The sequence below is a fragment of the Streptomyces sp. 1-11 genome, assembly GCF_007176755.1.
Taxonomy (GTDB): Bacteria; Actinomycetota; Actinomycetes; order Streptomycetales; family Streptomycetaceae; genus Streptomyces.
Map to the genome: position 1 here is coordinate 712032 of NZ_BJTV01000001.1, position 15994 is coordinate 728025.

The following is a 15994-nucleotide window of genomic DNA, read 5'->3' on the forward strand; positions in this document are numbered from 1 at the left end:
GAACGCTCACTTCTTCACGACTCCGGAGACCCCCGCTGCGTGATCGATGCCATCCCCTGCTGACCTGTTGATCTCTGTCTCCGGGTCGAAGTGCGAGTCCCCGGCTGTCCGGTGCACCCTTGACCATTCATGAGAGAGAGCGATCAGCTGCTGGTTCCTATCTGAGTAGGCCTGAACATTCTCAGCCGTCTGCTTCGCGTCCAGCCTTTCCTGCTCGTCCTCCAGCCACTTCGACGTAACGTAATCGAAGCCCCCCTGCACATCCGCACTGACCACTGGAATGTAACTGATCGCCTTGTCAAAGACAGGCTTTGCCCCAAACTCCGCTGTCTTAGGGTCACCCTGAGCCTGAATCCGGGCCTCCTCCAGGAAGCCGACGGTGCGGCCGGAGCGGCGGAGGGACTCTGCGGAATCCGTGTGATCCCCGTGGATGCCCGACACCAGCGCCTGGTTCAGGCCGCCGTTGAGGGTGCCGTAGGCGTCCTTGTCCTTGGAGATCTGCTTGGTGACCTCGAAGAGCTGGTCCTGCGGCACCGGGGACTTTGAGATGTCGATCTCGCTCATCGAGGCGTGCACCGTCTCACCGTGGTTGACCAGGATCGATGCCATGGGCCGGCGCAGAGACGGGGGGAACGAGTCGCCGCTCTCGGACAGCTGGCTGATCGCGGACCGGAAGACCGCCTCGTTCTGCTTGGTGTGCGGCACGTAGTGCCCGTGCGCGTCGGACGGGTCGATCCCCGTGGCCGCCGCCTGCAGGGCCCTGCCGAGGCCCGCGCGGTCGTCCGCGTCGAGGCCGGCCGCGTAGGTGCTGGTCTTGTCTCCCCCGCGCTCGTGCAGGACCACGTTCCAGTCGCGGTCCTGGACCAGGTACTTCATCCGGGCGTCCGACCCGAGGTAGTCCGCGGCCGTGCGCGGGTCGCGGCTCATGATGTCCAGCGCGCCGTCTACCGGATCGTTGGCGAACCAGCCGCCGCGCCTGCCGCTGTACCCGTGTTTCAGCTGCCAGATCCCCGGGTCCCGGCGCTCCGCCGCGATCATGTCGTCGGTCAGGTCCTCGAGCATCTTCGGCGAGTAGCCGTGGCCCTTGTGCATCAGGGTGACGAGCGACTGGTAGCCCACCGCCTTGTCCATGCGTTCGCCCTGCGCGTCCGTGGCGTAGTGCCCGGTGCCCGCGTGCCGCATGGCGGACCTCCAGCGCCGGTACCAGGCCGAGCCCGTGTCCCTCGTCGCCGTCGCCAGCGTGTCCGCGAGGCCCGACTCGATCGTCGAGTACGTGCCCGTCCCCGGCCCGCCGCGCACGTGGATCAGGTCGTTGAGCTCGTTCGTCAGGGTGATCGTGCCCGCCGCGCCCAGGTCGTCCAGCAGGGTCCGGGAGAACGCCTCGTCGTGGGCATTGTCGCGGAACGTCCGCCGCAGTTCGGCCAGTTCGCGCGGTGACAGGTGTTCGCCCCGGCCGAGTCTGCCGAGCGTCTCCTCCGCGGAGAGCGCCTCGTACCGCTCGACGTCCCCCAGCGCCCGGCCGTTGAAGCCGTGGCCGCCGACCAGCGGGTCGGAGTCGACGACCACGGCCGCGAGGGCGGTCTCGACGCCCGTGTCCGCGTCCGTCACGGCCCGCACCGCCGCGTCGACGCGGTCCTGCCAGGACCGTACGGTCGCCTCGTCCGGCTCCTTGACGTGGGCGGGGTCGGCGCCGACCCGGCCCTGCTCCGAGATCCGCATGCCGGCCGCCCGCGCCTCCTCGCACGCCGCGGTGAGCCGGCCCTTCAGCTCGGTGAACTGGGCGTGCGCGTCCCGGAGCAGCGAGGCGATCGCCTTCGCCTCCGTCTGCGCGTACCGCAGTTCCTTGAGCGTGACGCCGAAACGGCCGTGGGCCGCCTCCGCGCTCATCCCGCTCCAGGCCGGGCCCGTCGTGATGCGGTGGACGTCCCGGTGGTACGCCCGCTCCTGCTCGGCGAACTTCCCCGCCATGCCCTCCCAGCGCTCGGCGGCGCCGGTGAGGGCGGCGAGGTCGGTGCTCATGATCTCGTGGTACGTCGGCATGGCCCGGCGGTTCCCCCGTCAGTACAGGTCGAGCGCGGACGTGCGCCGCAGCGCCGACCCGGCTGCCGCGTCCGAGTTGGTCAGGACCACGTTCGTACTGGTCAGCGCGTCCTTCTCGGCGCCCAGCCGGTCCATCAGGTTCTTCACCTGGCCGCCCCAGGCCGCGTGGGCCCTGCGCAGGGCCGGGGCGGTGAGCCAGCCGTGTCCGTCGCGCGCGCCGAAGGCCTTCACCGCCGCCGCGGTCTCGTCGTCCGCCCACTCGCCGGCCCTGCGGGTGTCCGGCTCGATGTGGTCGTTCAGCGCCCTGGCCGCCGTCCGTTTCTCGGCGGGGGTGGACGCCAGCCGCCCCGCACCCGGGCCGTGGCCGTTGCCGCCGTGGCCGTAGCCGTAGCCTCCTGCCGGACCGTCCACCGCTCGCCCCTCGCCGTATCGACGTCCACCGCCGGTACTTCAACCGGTGGACGCCGATCTTCGTCACGGGGGGTTTCACGGGCAGGGCGTTGACGTCCGGGCGTCGTCCCAGGCGGCGCCGCCGCTCAGCCGGCCCGCCACAGCGCCGGCACCGCCGGGGGCTCCCAGCCGGGCTGCGCCGTGTGGGCCTGGAGGCAGACGTAGCCGCGGCCCGCGTAGGTGACCCGGTCACCGGCCCGGTAGGCGGTGCCCACGGCCCAGGTGCCGCCGGCCGGCGGAGTACCGGTCGGGGTGGGGGTCGGGCCCGGGTCCTGGGGGACGTCCAGCACGAAGTCGAAGGCCGCCTCCCGGCCGCCGTCTCCGTCGCGGACGGTCATCAGCAGCCGGGGGTCGAAGATGGTGTCGGTGTTGTTGCGGGGTTCGTTCGGGAAGTAGAGCTGCGTCGTCAGGACCGGACGGCCCGGAGCCTGCAGTTTGACGTGGATGTGCCGGGTGCGGCCGGGGTAGAGGCCGGGGACGATCGTCGTCAGGGCGAAGGAGCCGCGCGAGTCGGTGTACTGGTGGCCGCGCAGCCGGAACCCGGTGTTGTCGTAGGCGCCGTCGTTGTCGGCCTGCCAGAAGTCCAGCAGGGCGCCGGCGACCGGGAGGCAGGCCCGGCCGAAGACATAGCCGGTCACGGTGAGCCGGGTGCCGGGCATCCCCGGTTCCAGCAGGCTGGTGCGCTGGGGCGAGTTGGGCTTGAAGTACGGGCCCTCGATCTGCTCCGGCGTGGGGTCGTCGCCGTCGTCGCAGGGCGGGGTGAGCGGCACGGACGCGCCGGTGGCGGCGAAGGTGCGGGCCAGGGCCGGGCCGCCGGCGAGCGCGACGGGGATCGCCGCGGTGGCCGCGAGCGCGGCGCGTAAGACGGTTTTGCGGGCGACGTGGCGGGGGCGTTCGGGGTGGGGGAACTGCGTCTCGCTGTCCATGCCTGCTCCTTGTGGGGGCCGTCGGATCGGCAACGAACCTAGGCGCGGGTCCCCGGGGCTTCGATGGACTGGTGGTGGCGACTGTGGTGCTTTCGCCAGTCGCCGGGGCTCGTGCCGGTCTCCCGCCGGAAGAAGCGGCAGAAGTATGCGGGGTCGTTGATGCCGACGCGGGCGGCGACCTGTCGCACCGGTAGGTCGGTGTGGGCCAGGAGCCGCTGGGCCTGGTACACCCGGGCCTCGATCAGCAGCCGGCCGGGGCTGCGGCCGGTGGCCGCGCGCACGGCCTGGGTGAGGTGGCCCGGTGTCACCCCGAGCCGTTCGGCGCACTCCCGCACCGTCCAGGCCGCCGTCTCCCGCCGGACGGTGAGCCGGACGAAGGCCTCGGCCAGGACCGCTGCCCTCTCCGGACCGCCCTCCCCCGCCGGGCTGTTTCCCCGCCCCGGTCCGGTCGCCCGGGCCGAGTCGGCCCCTGGGGACGATCCGCACCGCCGGGGCGGGCCGCCCCGTGGATCCGAACCGGCCGCCCCGGCCGCCCTCTCCCGGCCGACGACCGGCTCGGGTTCGGCCCCGCACACGGACTCGGTGACCCGCCCGGGCCCGGCCGCACGCACCGCCCCGGCGACCTGCCGCGCTTCGGCAGCCTGCTCCGCCCCTGCGACCTGCTCCGCCTCGACTACCTGCATCGTCCGGGCGACCCGCTCCGCGCCGACGACCCGCTCCGCCGCAGCACCCCGCTCCGTCTCGCCGCCCCCATCGGGAACGCCACTCCGCTCCGCCACAGCGCCCCTTCCCGACCCGGCGCTCCCCTCGGCCCCGCCGCCCCTCGCCGACCCGGCGCTCCCCTCGGCCCCGCCGCCCCTCGCCGGCCCGGCGCCTCCCTCGGCCCCAGCGCCCCACCGCGACCCAGCGCCCCACCCCGGCCGGGCGGTCCCCCCTGCCGCGGCGGCAGCCCGCGTCACACCCTCCCTGCCCGGCCCGGTGATCCGCTCCGCCCCCACCGGCCCACCGATCCCCAGCGACCCACCAACCCCCTCCGGCCCACCGACCCCCGCCGCCCGCCGGCCGCCGTTGCTCGCGGCGGCGGCCGTTCGTGTCGTGCGGATGACGAGGACGTGCAGCAGGGCGCGCAGGACGGTCTCGTAGCCGGGAGCCCGCTGCCGGTGCTCCGACGCCAGGTCGGCCATCAGGCGGGCGGTCCGCAGGTCGTCCTCGGCGTCCAGGTCGAACCAGCAGGTGCCGCCCAGCCGCCGCAGGAGCCGGTGGTCGCCGGGGTGGTCGATCAGGAAGTCCTCGGTGAACAGGGCGAGCGTGCCGTCGAGACCCCGCTGGTCCTGCCAGCAGTGGATCTGGCCCGGCAGGATCACGGCGAGCTGCGGGGGCCGCACCGGCCACCGGGCGAGGTCGACGACGTGGGTGGCGGAGCCGGCGGTGACGTGGACGATCTCGTAGAAGGTGTGGCGGTGCGGGTGGTCGGCCCGGGACAGCGGGCCCACCTCGTCGAAGGAGCCCGCCGCGAACGGCGGCGCGTCCGGACCGGTGACCTCCAGTCGGTGCAGCGGCGGCTCTCCGGAGCGCGGGGCCGGGCAGGGGGTGCCGGGCGGGACGGTGGTGCTGCGCATGATCCTCCCCAGAGCAGGTACAGACCAATCGAGGCGGGGTCACGATCCCACAGCGGCGGGCCGGCGACAATCGGTCCCGCGCCGGCGTGGACGAGGTCGGGCCACCGGTCGCACACCGCTCCCGCCACCGGTCCGTACCAACCCCTTGCCCCCTTCTCCCCCGCACCGCAAGCTCCCTTCATGGAACTGGAGTTGCGGCATCTCAGGACCATCCGGACGATCGCGGAGGCGGGCAGTCTGACGCGGGCCGCGACGCTGCTCGGGCTCGCGCAGCCCGCGCTGAGCGCGCAGCTCAGGCGGATCGAACGGGCGCTGGGCGGGGCGCTGTTCGAACGCGGCCGGCACGGCGTGCGGGCCACCGCGCTGGGCGAACTGGTACTGGAACGCACCCGCATCGTGCTGCCCGCGGTGAGCGAACTCCAGCAGGAGGCGGCCCGGTTCGCCCGGACCCGGCAGGAGCCGGAGCGGCTGCGGCTGGGCGGCACGCACGGCCCGTTGCTGGGCGCGCTGGTGGACCGGCTGGCCGAGGCCGTGCCGGGGGCCACCGTGACCACCCGCGCGTCCTGGTCCGAGCGGGAGCTGGCCGGGCTGCTGGCCGAGGGCCGGCTGGACTTCGCCCTGGCCGGCACCTGCGGCTCGGCCGCCCCGCCCGACGCCACGCACCTGGTGTGGCGGGAGATCGCGGTGGACCCGGTGTTCGTGATGCTGCCGGCCGGCCACCCGCTGGCCACGTCCGCCGAGGTGGAGCTGTCCGCGCTGGCCGGCGAGGACTGGGCGGTGGTGCCCGGAGACGGCTGCTTCGCGGACTGCTTCACCGCGGCCTGCGCACGGGCCGGGTTCGCCGCGCGCCGGATGTACGAGACGGACACCGCCTCCTGTGTGCACCTGGTGCAGGTCGGGCGGGCGGTGGGGCTGTGCCGGGCCACGTTCCCGACGACGCCCGGCATCAGCACGCTGCCGCTGGCCGGCACCCCGCTGGTCTGGCGACACGTGCTCGGCTGGCACCCGGCGGCGCAGGCGCCCGACACCGCGGCGACCGTCCTCGCCGAGGCGCGCAGCGCGCACGCCGGGGCGGCGGCGCGCAGCGACAGCTACGCGCACTGGCTCGCGGGCAACGACCTGCCCGCCGGGGCCTGAACACGCCTGCCCGGAAAGCGCGTTCCATAACACCGGGGCAGGGGGTCGGCCGGGTCTTACGCGGGCCGAGCGGCTCTTCCTACGGTTTCGGCACCCCACCGAGACCGAGGAGACCCCCTCATGCTCCACAGACATGCCCGGGCCGCCTGTGCCGCCGTGGCGGCGGCGGGCGCCCTGCTCGTGGCCGGGCTCAGCGGCTCCGCGAGCGCCGGCGTCCGTCCGGCTGCGCCCACCGTCCCCGGCGCGGCGCAGACCCTGCGCACCGCCGACGCCCCGCCCGCCCTGCTGCACGCGATGCGGCGGGACCTCGGCCTGAGCCTGCCGCAGGCACGGCTGCGGCTGGCGAACGAGGCCGAGGCGGGCGCCACCGCGGGGCGGCTGCGCGCGGCCCTCGGCCGGCACTTCGCCGGCGCCTGGGTCCGGGGCGCCGAGTCGGGCACCCTGACCGTGGCGACGACCGACGCCCGGGACGTGGCGGCGATCAGGGCGCGCGGCGCCCGGGCGGTGGTCGTGCGGCACTCCCTGGCCTCGCTGGACGCGGCCAAGGCCCGGCTGGACCGCGCCGCGGACCGGCGGGGCACCACTGACACCCCGGTCTGGTACGTCGACGTCCGCACGAACACCCTCGTGGTGCAGGCGGTGCGCCCCGCTGCGGTGGCGCGCCTGCTGGCCGCGGCCGGGGTGGGCCCGGCCCTGGTGCGCACCTCGAAGTTCGCCGAACGCCCGCGGCCGCTGTACGACCTGCGGGGCGGTGACGCGTACTACATCGACGGCAGCACCCGGTGCTCGATCGGTTTCCCGGTGACCCGGGGCAGCCAGCAGGGGTTCGCCTCGGCGGGTCACTGCGGCCGTGCGGGCAGCACCACCACCGGCTCCAACCGGGTGGCGCAGGGCACCTTCCAGGCGTCGGTGTTCCCCGGCAACGACATGTCGTGGGTGGCGACCAACGGCAACTGGACGGCGACCCCGTACGTCAACGGTTCGAGCGCCCAGGTCACCGGTTCCACGCAGGCCACGGTGGGCGCGTCGGTGTGCCGGTCGGGCTCGACCACCGGCTGGCACTGCGGCACCGTGCAGCAGCTCAACGCCAGCGTGACCTACCAGGAGGGCACCGTCAGCGGCGTCACCCGCACCTCGGTGTGCGCCGAGCCCGGCGACTCGGGCGGTTCCTTCATCTCCGGCAGCCAGGCACAGGGCGTCACCTCGGGCGGCACGGGCGACTGCACCAGCGGCGGCACGACGTACTTCCAGCCCGTCAACCCGATCCTGCAGGCCTACGGCCTCACCCTGAAGACGACCGCGAGCGGGCCCAGCGACCCCGGCAACCCCGGTGACCCGGGCGGCGGCACCTGGTCGGCGGGCACCGTCTACCAGGCCGGCGACACGGTGACCTACGGCGGCGCCGCCTACCGCTGTCTCCAGGGCCACCAGGCGCAGCCCGGCTGGGAACCGCCGAACGTCCCAGCGCTCTGGCAGCGCGCCTGACCCGACGACCACCGCCGGGGGGAGGGGAGGCCCGGGTGCCCGTTGGTGGGCACCCGGGCCTCCCCGGTCCGTCGGCCCACCGGCCTCCCCACCCCGGTGGGCCGACGGCGCGGCTCGGATCCGACAGCTCCGCGGCGGCCCCGGACGGGTGGGCGTCGGGCCGCACCTGTCGGCCGGCAGCGGCTGCGGGACCACCGTGGGGTCGGTGTGCCACATGCTGGAGGCAGCGCCCCGGCGGGACAGCGGGTCGGGCACGCCGGATCTTCTCGTTGCCGACGCCCGCCGGCCCGGACGGCAGCGGCGGATCAGGGGCGGCCGGTCTCCGGGTCCAGGGGGATGAGGTTGCCGGCGCCGAGCACGTCGCCGCGGTCCGGCGAGCGAAGCGAAGCGCGCATCTCACCTACGCCGGGGTCGGAGAAGGAGACGGTCAAGGTGTAGGGCGGCTGACCGGTGACGGTGTTGTGGGCGTCGATCGGCGCCTGCAGCTTCCGCATCACCTCGGCCCCCTCATGGCCGGGGCACAGGGCCCTGACGGGGAGGGCGACCTCGGCCACTCCGCCGTCGCGGGCGCCGACGCGCATCCGGTGACCGGGGCCCGTCCCGGTGGGCTCGTGCCAGGTGACCGGCAGCCCGTGGGCGCCGCCGACCAGCCCGTGCGGACCCTCGATCTCCACCGCGACGCCGTCGCCGAGGGTGCGGGACAGCTCAAGAGGCCGCTTTCCGCCAGGGACGACGAAGAGACTGATGGTGAAGCGGGCGGGGGTGCGGGGGCCCTGCTCGAACCCGTAGGCGCCGAGGACGAGCCGGGGGCCGGGGGCAGGCGTGTCCCGGGGCGGCGGGGAGAGCACGTCCGCCGGCAGCCGGAACCGGTGGTACCCCTCGGCTCCGCAGCGGTCGCCGTCGGAAACACCGCCCCCGGGCAGGGCCACGGCTCGCGCCGGGCCCGGCGCGAGCCGCCCCACCAGCGAAAACAGTCCCTGCTGATAGCTCATGCCGATCACCACGGCGGCCACGGCCAGCCAGGGAACCACGGCCCGCACCTTGTCCAGCACAGCATCCACCTCCGTGACAGTAGTGGGCCCGGCGACGCCGGGCGGAGAGACCCTGGGTACGCGAGACCAGGAAGCTGTCCTTCCGAACACAGCGAAGAGGCCCGTACGACCGAAGTCGTACGGGCCTCTCCGACAGCTACCAGGTCAGAGACCGGGCCGGATCAGTCCAAGATCACTTGTTGATCTTGGTGACCTGGCCGGCGCCCACGGTCCGGCCACCCTCACGGATGGCGAACTTCAGGCCCTCTTCCATGGCGACGGGCTGGATGAGCTCCACCTTCATCTCGGTGTTGTCACCCGGCATGACCATCTCGGTGCCCTCGGGGAGGGTCACGACGCCGGTCACGTCCGTCGTACGGAAGTAGAACTGCGGACGGTAGTTGTTGAAGAACGGCGTGTGGCGGCCACCCTCGTCCTTGGAGAGGATGTAGGCCTGCGCCTCGAACTCGGTGTGCGGGGTGACCGAGCCCGGCTTGATGATGACCTGGCCGCGCTCGACGTCCTCGCGCTTGATGCCACGGAGGAGCAGACCGACGTTCTCACCGGCCTGGCCCTCGTCGAGCAGCTTGCGGAACATCTCGATGCCGGTGACCGTGGTGGTGGTCTTCTCCTGCTTGATACCGATGATGTCCACGGTCTCGTTGACCTTGAGGACACCGCGCTCGATACGGCCGGTGACGACCGTACCGCGACCGGTGATCGTGAAGACGTCCTCGATCGGCATCAGGAACGGCTTGTCGACGTCGCGCTCCGGCTCCGGGATCGCGGTGTCGACGGCGTTCATGAGGTCCAGGACGGACTGCGTCCACTGCGCGTCGCCCTCGAGGGCCTTCAGCGCGGAGACACGGACGACCGGCAGGTCGTCACCCGGGAACTCGTACTCGGAGAGGAGCTCACGGACCTCGAGCTCGACGAGCTCCATGATCTCCTCGTCGTCCACCATGTCGGCCTTGTTCAGGGCGACGACGATGTACGGAACGCCGACCTGGCGGGCCAGGAGCACGTGCTCCTTGGTCTGCGGCATCGGGCCGTCGGTGGCGGCGACCACGAGGATCGCGCCGTCCATCTGCGCGGCACCGGTGATCATGTTCTTGATGTAGTCCGCGTGACCCGGGCAGTCGACGTGGGCGTAGTGACGCGCCTCGGTCTGGTACTCGACGTGCGCGATGGAGATGGTGATACCGCGCTGGCGCTCCTCGGGCGCCTTGTCGATGTTGTCGAACGGGGTGGCCTCGTTCAGCTCCGGGTACGCGTCGTGCAGCACCTTGGTAATGGCGGCCGTGAGGGTCGTCTTACCGTGGTCGATGTGACCGATGGTGCCGATGTTGACGTGCGGCTTAGTCCGCTCGAACTTCGCCTTCGCCACTGGGGTCCTCCTGTGGAGTGGTTCTGTACGCCTTGGTTCGTCGGCGCCAGGTGATCTTTGCTGTTAAGTCCCGGAACCCGGGGCAAGCATCCGCGTTTGCGGCTGTTTGCCCCTTGAGGCTCCGGAGTCAAGCCTAAAGCGTGGGAACGCGGTGCGTTACTCGCCCTTGGCCTTCGCGATGATCTCCTCGGCGACGTTCCGCGGAACCTCGGCGTAGGAGTCGAACTGCATCGAGTAGCTCGCGCGACCCGACGTCTTGCTGCGGAGGTCGCCGACGTAGCCGAACATCTCCGAAAGGGGCACGAGGCCCTTCACGACGCGGGCACCGGCCCGCTCCTCCATGGCCTGGATCTGGCCACGGCGGGAGTTGATGTCGCCGATGACCTCACCCATGTAGTCCTCGGGCGTGGTGACCTCGACGGCCATCATCGGCTCGAGCAGCACGGGGCTGGCCTTGCGCGCGGCCTCCTTGAAGGCCTGCGAGCCGGCGATCTTGAAGGCGAGCTCGGAGGAGTCGACCTCGTGGTAGGCGCCGTCGTGGAGGATGACGCGCACGCCGGTCATCTCGTAACCGGCGAGGATGCCGAACTGCATGGCCTCCTGCGCACCGGCGTCGACCGAAGGGATGTACTCCTTCGGGATGCGACCACCGGTCACCTTGTTCACGAACTCGTACGAGGTGTCGCCGCTCTCGATCGGCTCGATGCCGATCTGCACCTTCGCGAACTGACCGGTACCACCGGTCTGCTTCTTGTGCGTGTAGTCGACGCGCTCGACGGCCTTGCGGATCGTCTCGCGGTAGGCCACCTGCGGCTTGCCGACGTTGGCCTCGACCTTGAACTCGCGCTTCATCCGGTCGACCAGCACCTCGAGGTGAAGCTCGCCCATACCGCCGATGACGGTCTGGCCGGTCTCCTCGTTGGTGTGCACCTGGAAGGAGGGGTCCTCCTCCGCGAGACGCTGGATGGCGACACCCAGCTTCTCCTGGTCGCCCTTGGACTTGGGCTCGATCGCGACCTCGATGACCGGCGCCGGGAAGTCCATGGACTCCAGGATCACCGGGTTCTTCTCGTCGCACAGCGTCTCGCCGGTCGTGGTCTGCTTCAGACCCATGACCGCGACGATGTCGCCGGCGCCCACCGAGTCGATCTCCTCACGCTTGTTCGCGTGCATGCGGTAGATCTTGCCGATGCGCTCCTTGCGGCCCTTGACGGAGTTCAGCACGGCGGTGCCGGACTCCAGACGGCCGGAGTACACGCGGACGAAGGTGAGCTTGCCGAGGTGCGGGTCGCTCATGATCTTGAACGCCAGCGCCGACAGCGGCTCCTCGTCGGACGGCTTGCGCTTGACGACCGTCTCCGGGTCCTTGACGTCGTGGCCCTCGATGGCCTCGATGTCGACCGGGGACGGCAGGTAGCGCACGACCGCGTCGAGCAGGGGCTGGACGCCCTTGTTCTTGAACGCGGTACCGCAGAACACCGGCGTGACGGTGGTGCCGCCGCTCTTGCCGGACGCGATGGTGATACGACGGATCGCGGCGTACAGCTGCTCCACGGAGGGCTCCTCGCCCTCCAGGTACAGCTCCATGATCTCTTCGTCGTTCTCGGCCACGGCCTCGATCAGCTTGCCGCGGTACTCCTCGGCAGCCTCGGTGTGCGTGTCCGGGATGTCGACGATGTCGTACATCTCGCCCTTGGTGGCCTCGGCGGACCAGACGAAGGCCTTCATCGTCACCAGGTCGACGACGCCCTTGAAGTCGGCCTCGGCACCGATGGGGAGCTGCATCACGATCGGCTGCGCGCCGAGGCGGTCGACGATCATGTCGACGCAGCGGTGGAACTCGGCACCGGTGCGGTCGAGCTTGTTGACGAAGCAGATGCGCGGGACGCCGTAGCGGTCCGCCTGACGCCACACGGTCTCGGACTGCGGCTCGACACCGGCGACACCGTCGAACACCGTCACGGCACCGTCGAGCACGCGCAGGGAGCGCTCCACCTCGACGGTGAAGTCGACGTGACCCGGGGTGTCGATGATGTTGATGGTGTGGTCGACATCCTCGAGCGGCCAGTGGCAGGTGGTGGCAGCAGAGGTGATCGTGATGCCACGCTCCTGCTCCTGCTCCATCCAGTCCATGGTGGCGGCGCCGTCGTGGACCTCACCGATCTTGTACGACACACCGGTGTAGAACAGGATCCGCTCGGTGGTGGTCGTCTTGCCCGCGTCGATGTGGGCCATGATCCCGATGTTGCGGACCTTGGCCAGGTCAAGTGAAGTGGTAGCCATAAGGCTTCAGTCTTCTCTCGGTCTCGATGTGGGTAGCGACTACCAGCGGTAGTGCGCGAAGGCCTTGTTGGACTCGGCCATCTTGTGCGTGTCCTCGCGCTTCTTCACAGCGGCACCCAGGCCGTTGGAGGCGTCGAGAAGCTCGTTGAGCAGACGCTCGGTCATGGTCTTCTCGCGACGGGCGCGGGAGTAACCGACCAGCCAGCGCAGCGCGAGCGTGTTGGCACGACCGGGCTTGACCTCGATCGGAACCTGGTACGTGGCGCCACCGACACGGCGGGACTTGACCTCGAGGGTCGGCTTGATGTTCTCCAGCGCGCGCTTCAGCGTGATGATCGGGTCGTTGCCCGTCTTCTCACGCAGACCCTCCATGGCGCCGTAGACGATGCGCTCGGCGGTGGAGCGCTTGCCGTTCAGCAGCACCTTGTTGATGAGGGAGGTCACCAGAGGAGAACCGTAGACCGGGTCGATGATGACCGGGCGCTTCGGGGCGGGGCCCTTACGAGGCATTCTTACTTCTCCTTCTTGGCGCCGTAACGGCTGCGAGCCTGCTTGCGGTTCTTGACACCCTGGGTGTCGAGCGAACCGCGGATGATCTTGTAGCGAACACCCGGCAGGTCCTTCACACGGCCGCCGCGCACGAGCACGATGGAGTGCTCCTGCAGGTTGTGTCCCTCACCCGGAATGTAAGCGGTGACCTCGATCCCGCTGGTCAGACGCACACGCGCGACCTTACGCAGGGCCGAGTTCGGCTTCTTCGGGGTGGTCGTGAACACACGCGTGCAGACGCCACGACGCTGAGGGGAACCCTCGAGTGCGGGCGTCTTGTTCTTCTCGACCTTGTCCTGCCGGCCCTTGCGGACCAGCTGCTGGATCGTAGGCACTACTTCTCCGGTTTCTGTGTGCCGATAGGTAAAGCTAACCTGGAACTTCTCCGACCCACGCGGTCGGGTGTGTCGAATCCGCCGCGCTTCCGCCGCGAGGCGAGAGAGGCACGGATCACGGTGGCCGGTGTCGGCTCCGCGTGCGGTTGAAGGCACGCACGAAAGCCAGGGCACACCCCAGGCACAAGGTCTGAGCGTACCTACCGCACTGACTCCGGTCAAAACAAAAGCAACGGGACCGGGCCCGCAGGCCCCCGCGCCCAGCGACGAGGCCCCCGGTTCAGCGGCGCGGCGCCGTCTGCTCGGCCTGCTCCGCCGTGTCGTGACCGACGAAGTACGTCGGCCGGTTCTGCAGCGCCGTGTATATGCGCGCCACGTACTCCCCCAGCAGCCCCACGCAGATGAGCTGCACCGCGCCGATGAAGAGCACCCCGGTGAACAGGGAGGTCCAGCCCGGGACCGTGTGGTCCAGGACGTGGGCGGAGAGCGTGTACACCATCAGCCCGAGGCAGACCAGGAAGGCGAAGCCGCCGAGCCAGGTGGCCAGCCGCAGCGGGGCCGCCGAGAAACCCGTGACGCTGTCGACCGCCAGCCGGATCATCCGGCCCAGCGGGTACTTGCTGCGGCCCGCCGTGCGCGGGGCGCGCTCGTAGGTCACCCGGCCGCTGGGGAAGCCCAGCCAGGGCACCAGCAGCCGATAGACCCGCTGCTGGTCCGGCAGCGCCTTCAGGGCCTCCACGGCGGCCCGGCTGAGCAGCCGGAAGTCGCCGGCCTGCGCGGGCACCGAGGGGCCTGCCAGACGGCGCACCAGCCGGTAGTAGAGACCGGCCGTCCACCGCTTGAAGCCGGTGTCGCTGGCCCGGTCGGCGCGGATGCCGTAGACGATGTCGAGCCCCTCGGCGCGGGCCAGGGCCAGCATCTCGGGGATCTTCTCGGGCGGGTCCTGCAGGTCGGCGTCGAGGCTCACCACGTAGGCGCCGGCCGCCCGGTCGAGGCCCGCGGTCAGGGCGGCCTGGTGGCCCGAGTTGCGGCGCAGGCCGATCACCCGCAGCTCCGGCCAGCCGAGCCGGAAGGCCGCGAGCAGTTCACCGGTGGCGTCGGTGCTGCCGTCGTCGACCGCGACCAGCTCGTACGGCGCGCCGAGCCCCTCGAGCACCGGGCGCAGCCTGCTGACCAGGGCGGGCAGCGCCTCGGCCTCGTTGAACATGGGTACCACGACGGACAGCTCGATCGCCGGGTCGGCTCCTCCGGTCACCCGCTTCTCCCCCCTGCGCCCCGCGCATGCGACGCTTTGGCCACGCACGAGTGGCCCTTGTGTGATCTTGTGACTGACAGTTCACGACCATCCGGGATGCGGTACGACCTCCTCCCCGGCGGTCGGCCGAGGGGGGAGACCGCAGGAATGAGCACGGCTTCCGGGGACATCGAGGCGGACGCCGTCCTGCCCGGGGAACAGTCCGGCGCTCCGCGCCCGAGCCGCCGGCTCACGCTGCCGCCCGGTGCGCGGCCGTACGTGGCTCCACTCGTCCTGTACTGCGTCACGAAGCTCGTGGGCCTCACCATATTCGCCTGGCTCCTGGAACACGCGGGCGACTACCGCGGGAAGGACCCGCGGTTCGGCGGAGGGGCCCACTGGTGGGACGTGCTGTCCACCTGGGACGGCTGGTGGTACCTGCAGGTCGCCGGGCACGGGTACGCCCCGAAGCCGCTGGAACCGCTGCCCGGCGGCGGGCTGTTCACCGTCAAGCAGAACTCGGTGGCGTTCTTCCCGCTCTACCCCGGGCTGATCCGCACCGTCTCGGAGACCACCGGGCTCGGCCTGTACGGCTCCGGGATCCTCGTGTCGGTCCTGGCCTCCCTGGTGGCGGCCGCCGGGGTCTACGCGGTCGTCTCGGCGCTCGCCGGGGCGCGGGCGGGCACCATCGCCGCCGGGCTGTGGGCCGTGGTGCCCGGGGCGGGCGTCGAGTGGGCCGTGTACTCCGAGTCCCTGTTCGTCGCCATCGCGGCCTGGACCTGCTACAGCGTGATGCGGGGCCGCTGGGTCGCGGCGGGTCTGCTGGCCTTCCTGGCGGGCCTGAACCGGCCCACATCGGCGGCGCTCATCGGCGCGGTCGGACTGGCCGCCCTGGTCACCGTCCTGCGGCGGGACGGCCGGCGGGAGCACGGGGTCGCCGGGCCGGTCTTCGCGATGATCGCGGCACCGCTCGGCCTGCTCACCTACGTCGCGTGGGTCGGGTGGAGCATGGGCGACCTCACCGCCTACTTCACGCTGCAGCGCGAGGGCTGGGCGCACTACTTCGACTGGGGCGCCTACACGGCGGACGTCCTCGGCAACGTGGCCGTCGGCCACAACGACTACCTCTTCGCCTTCTCCGTGCCCGACCTGCTCGGCGTCCAGCTCGTCATCGCGCTGCCCTTCCTGATCGCGCTGATGCTGCGCCGCAAGCCGCCGCTGGTCCTGGTCGCCTACACGCTGGCGGGCGTCCTGACCGTCCTCGGCACCCAGCAGATGTTCGGCAACACCTCCCGCTACCTGCTGCCCTCCTTCCCGCTGCTCCTGGCCCCGGCGGCCGCCCTGAGCCGCCTGAAGTGGCCCTCCCTCGCCGTGTTCTTCACGACCACGGCGGTGGCGTCCGGCTGGTACGCCCACTACGTGATCTTCGAGCTGGGCATCCCGTAGCGGCCCGGAGCCCCTCCGCGAACGCCGAAGGGCGGCCACCCCGTGACCGGGGTGACCGCCCTTCGGTTTCGA

General features: G+C 71.5%; 13 protein-coding genes. 3 read left to right on the forward strand and 10 right to left on the reverse strand.

Annotation, left to right across the window (positions count from 1 at the left end; translation table 11 throughout):
* Positions 1-6: 6 nt before the first annotated feature.
* The 4 genes from TNCT1_RS03315 to TNCT1_RS36880 form a co-directional block, all read right to left on the reverse strand.
* Positions 7-2040, reverse strand: coding sequence for a hypothetical protein (locus TNCT1_RS03315; RefSeq protein ID WP_174266126.1), 2034 nt, complete (start codon positions 2038-2040; stop codon positions 7-9).
* An 18-nt stretch (positions 2041-2058) separates the two neighbouring features.
* Positions 2059-2451: a hypothetical protein gene (locus TNCT1_RS03320; protein WP_235902283.1), complete on the reverse strand. Its 393-nt coding sequence runs from the start codon at positions 2449-2451 to the stop codon at positions 2059-2061.
* A gap of 125 nt (positions 2452-2576) precedes the next feature.
* The gene (locus TNCT1_RS03325; RefSeq protein ID WP_143627900.1) at positions 2577-3416 is read right to left on the reverse strand and encodes a carbohydrate-binding protein; all 840 of its coding nucleotides are present in this window, start codon (positions 3414-3416) and stop codon (positions 2577-2579) included.
* Between the two features lie 38 nt (positions 3417-3454).
* The gene (locus tag TNCT1_RS36880) at positions 3455-5035 is read right to left on the reverse strand and encodes an AraC family transcriptional regulator (RefSeq protein WP_373920454.1); all 1581 of its coding nucleotides are present in this window, start codon (positions 5033-5035) and stop codon (positions 3455-3457) included.
* Between the two features lie 180 nt (positions 5036-5215).
* Between TNCT1_RS36880 and TNCT1_RS03340 the strand changes: the two genes are divergently transcribed.
* Both TNCT1_RS03340 and TNCT1_RS03345 read left to right on the forward strand, forming a co-directional pair.
* Complete coding sequence (locus TNCT1_RS03340; RefSeq protein WP_143627902.1) at positions 5216-6172, forward strand: LysR family transcriptional regulator; 957 nt, start codon at positions 5216-5218, stop codon at positions 6170-6172.
* Between the two features lie 120 nt (positions 6173-6292).
* A complete protein-coding gene (locus TNCT1_RS03345; protein ID WP_143627904.1) occupies positions 6293-7657 on the forward strand; it encodes an alpha-lytic protease prodomain-containing protein in 1365 nt (454 codons plus the stop codon).
* 305 nt (positions 7658-7962) lie between these two features.
* Here TNCT1_RS03345 and TNCT1_RS03350 read toward each other — a convergent pair whose 3' ends face one another.
* The 6 genes from TNCT1_RS03350 to TNCT1_RS03375 all read right to left on the reverse strand — a co-directional run bounded on the left by TNCT1_RS03350 (position 7963) and on the right by TNCT1_RS03375 (position 14497).
* Positions 7963-8718, reverse strand: a complete 756-nt coding sequence (locus tag TNCT1_RS03350) for a hypothetical protein (RefSeq protein ID WP_235902284.1) — start codon at positions 8716-8718, stop codon at positions 7963-7965.
* A 163-nt stretch (positions 8719-8881) separates the two neighbouring features.
* Positions 8882-10075, reverse strand: coding sequence for an elongation factor Tu (gene tuf / locus TNCT1_RS03355; protein WP_143627906.1), 1194 nt, complete (start codon positions 10073-10075; stop codon positions 8882-8884).
* Positions 10076-10231: 156 nt separating this feature from the next.
* Positions 10232-12358, reverse strand: a complete 2127-nt coding sequence (gene fusA, locus TNCT1_RS03360) for an elongation factor G (protein WP_143627908.1) — start codon at positions 12356-12358, stop codon at positions 10232-10234.
* A gap of 39 nt (positions 12359-12397) precedes the next feature.
* Positions 12398-12868 carry a 30S ribosomal protein S7 gene (gene rpsG / locus TNCT1_RS03365; RefSeq protein WP_003992340.1) on the reverse strand — a complete coding sequence of 157 codons (471 nt, stop codon included), beginning with the start codon at positions 12866-12868 and terminating at the stop codon, positions 12398-12400.
* Between the two features lie 2 nt (positions 12869-12870).
* The gene (gene rpsL, locus TNCT1_RS03370; RefSeq protein WP_003948652.1) at positions 12871-13242 is read right to left on the reverse strand and encodes a 30S ribosomal protein S12; all 372 of its coding nucleotides are present in this window, start codon (positions 13240-13242) and stop codon (positions 12871-12873) included.
* Positions 13243-13522: 280 nt separating this feature from the next.
* Positions 13523-14497, reverse strand: a complete 975-nt coding sequence (locus TNCT1_RS03375; RefSeq protein ID WP_360669983.1) for a glycosyltransferase family 2 protein — start codon at positions 14495-14497, stop codon at positions 13523-13525.
* A gap of 147 nt (positions 14498-14644) precedes the next feature.
* On the opposite strand from TNCT1_RS03375, the gene TNCT1_RS03380 reads away from it, so the two are divergent.
* Positions 14645-15922 (forward strand): glycosyltransferase family 39 protein, encoded by a 1278-nt coding sequence (locus tag TNCT1_RS03380; protein WP_143627910.1) that lies wholly within the window; start codon positions 14645-14647, stop codon positions 15920-15922.
* Positions 15923-15994: the final 72 nt, after the last annotated feature.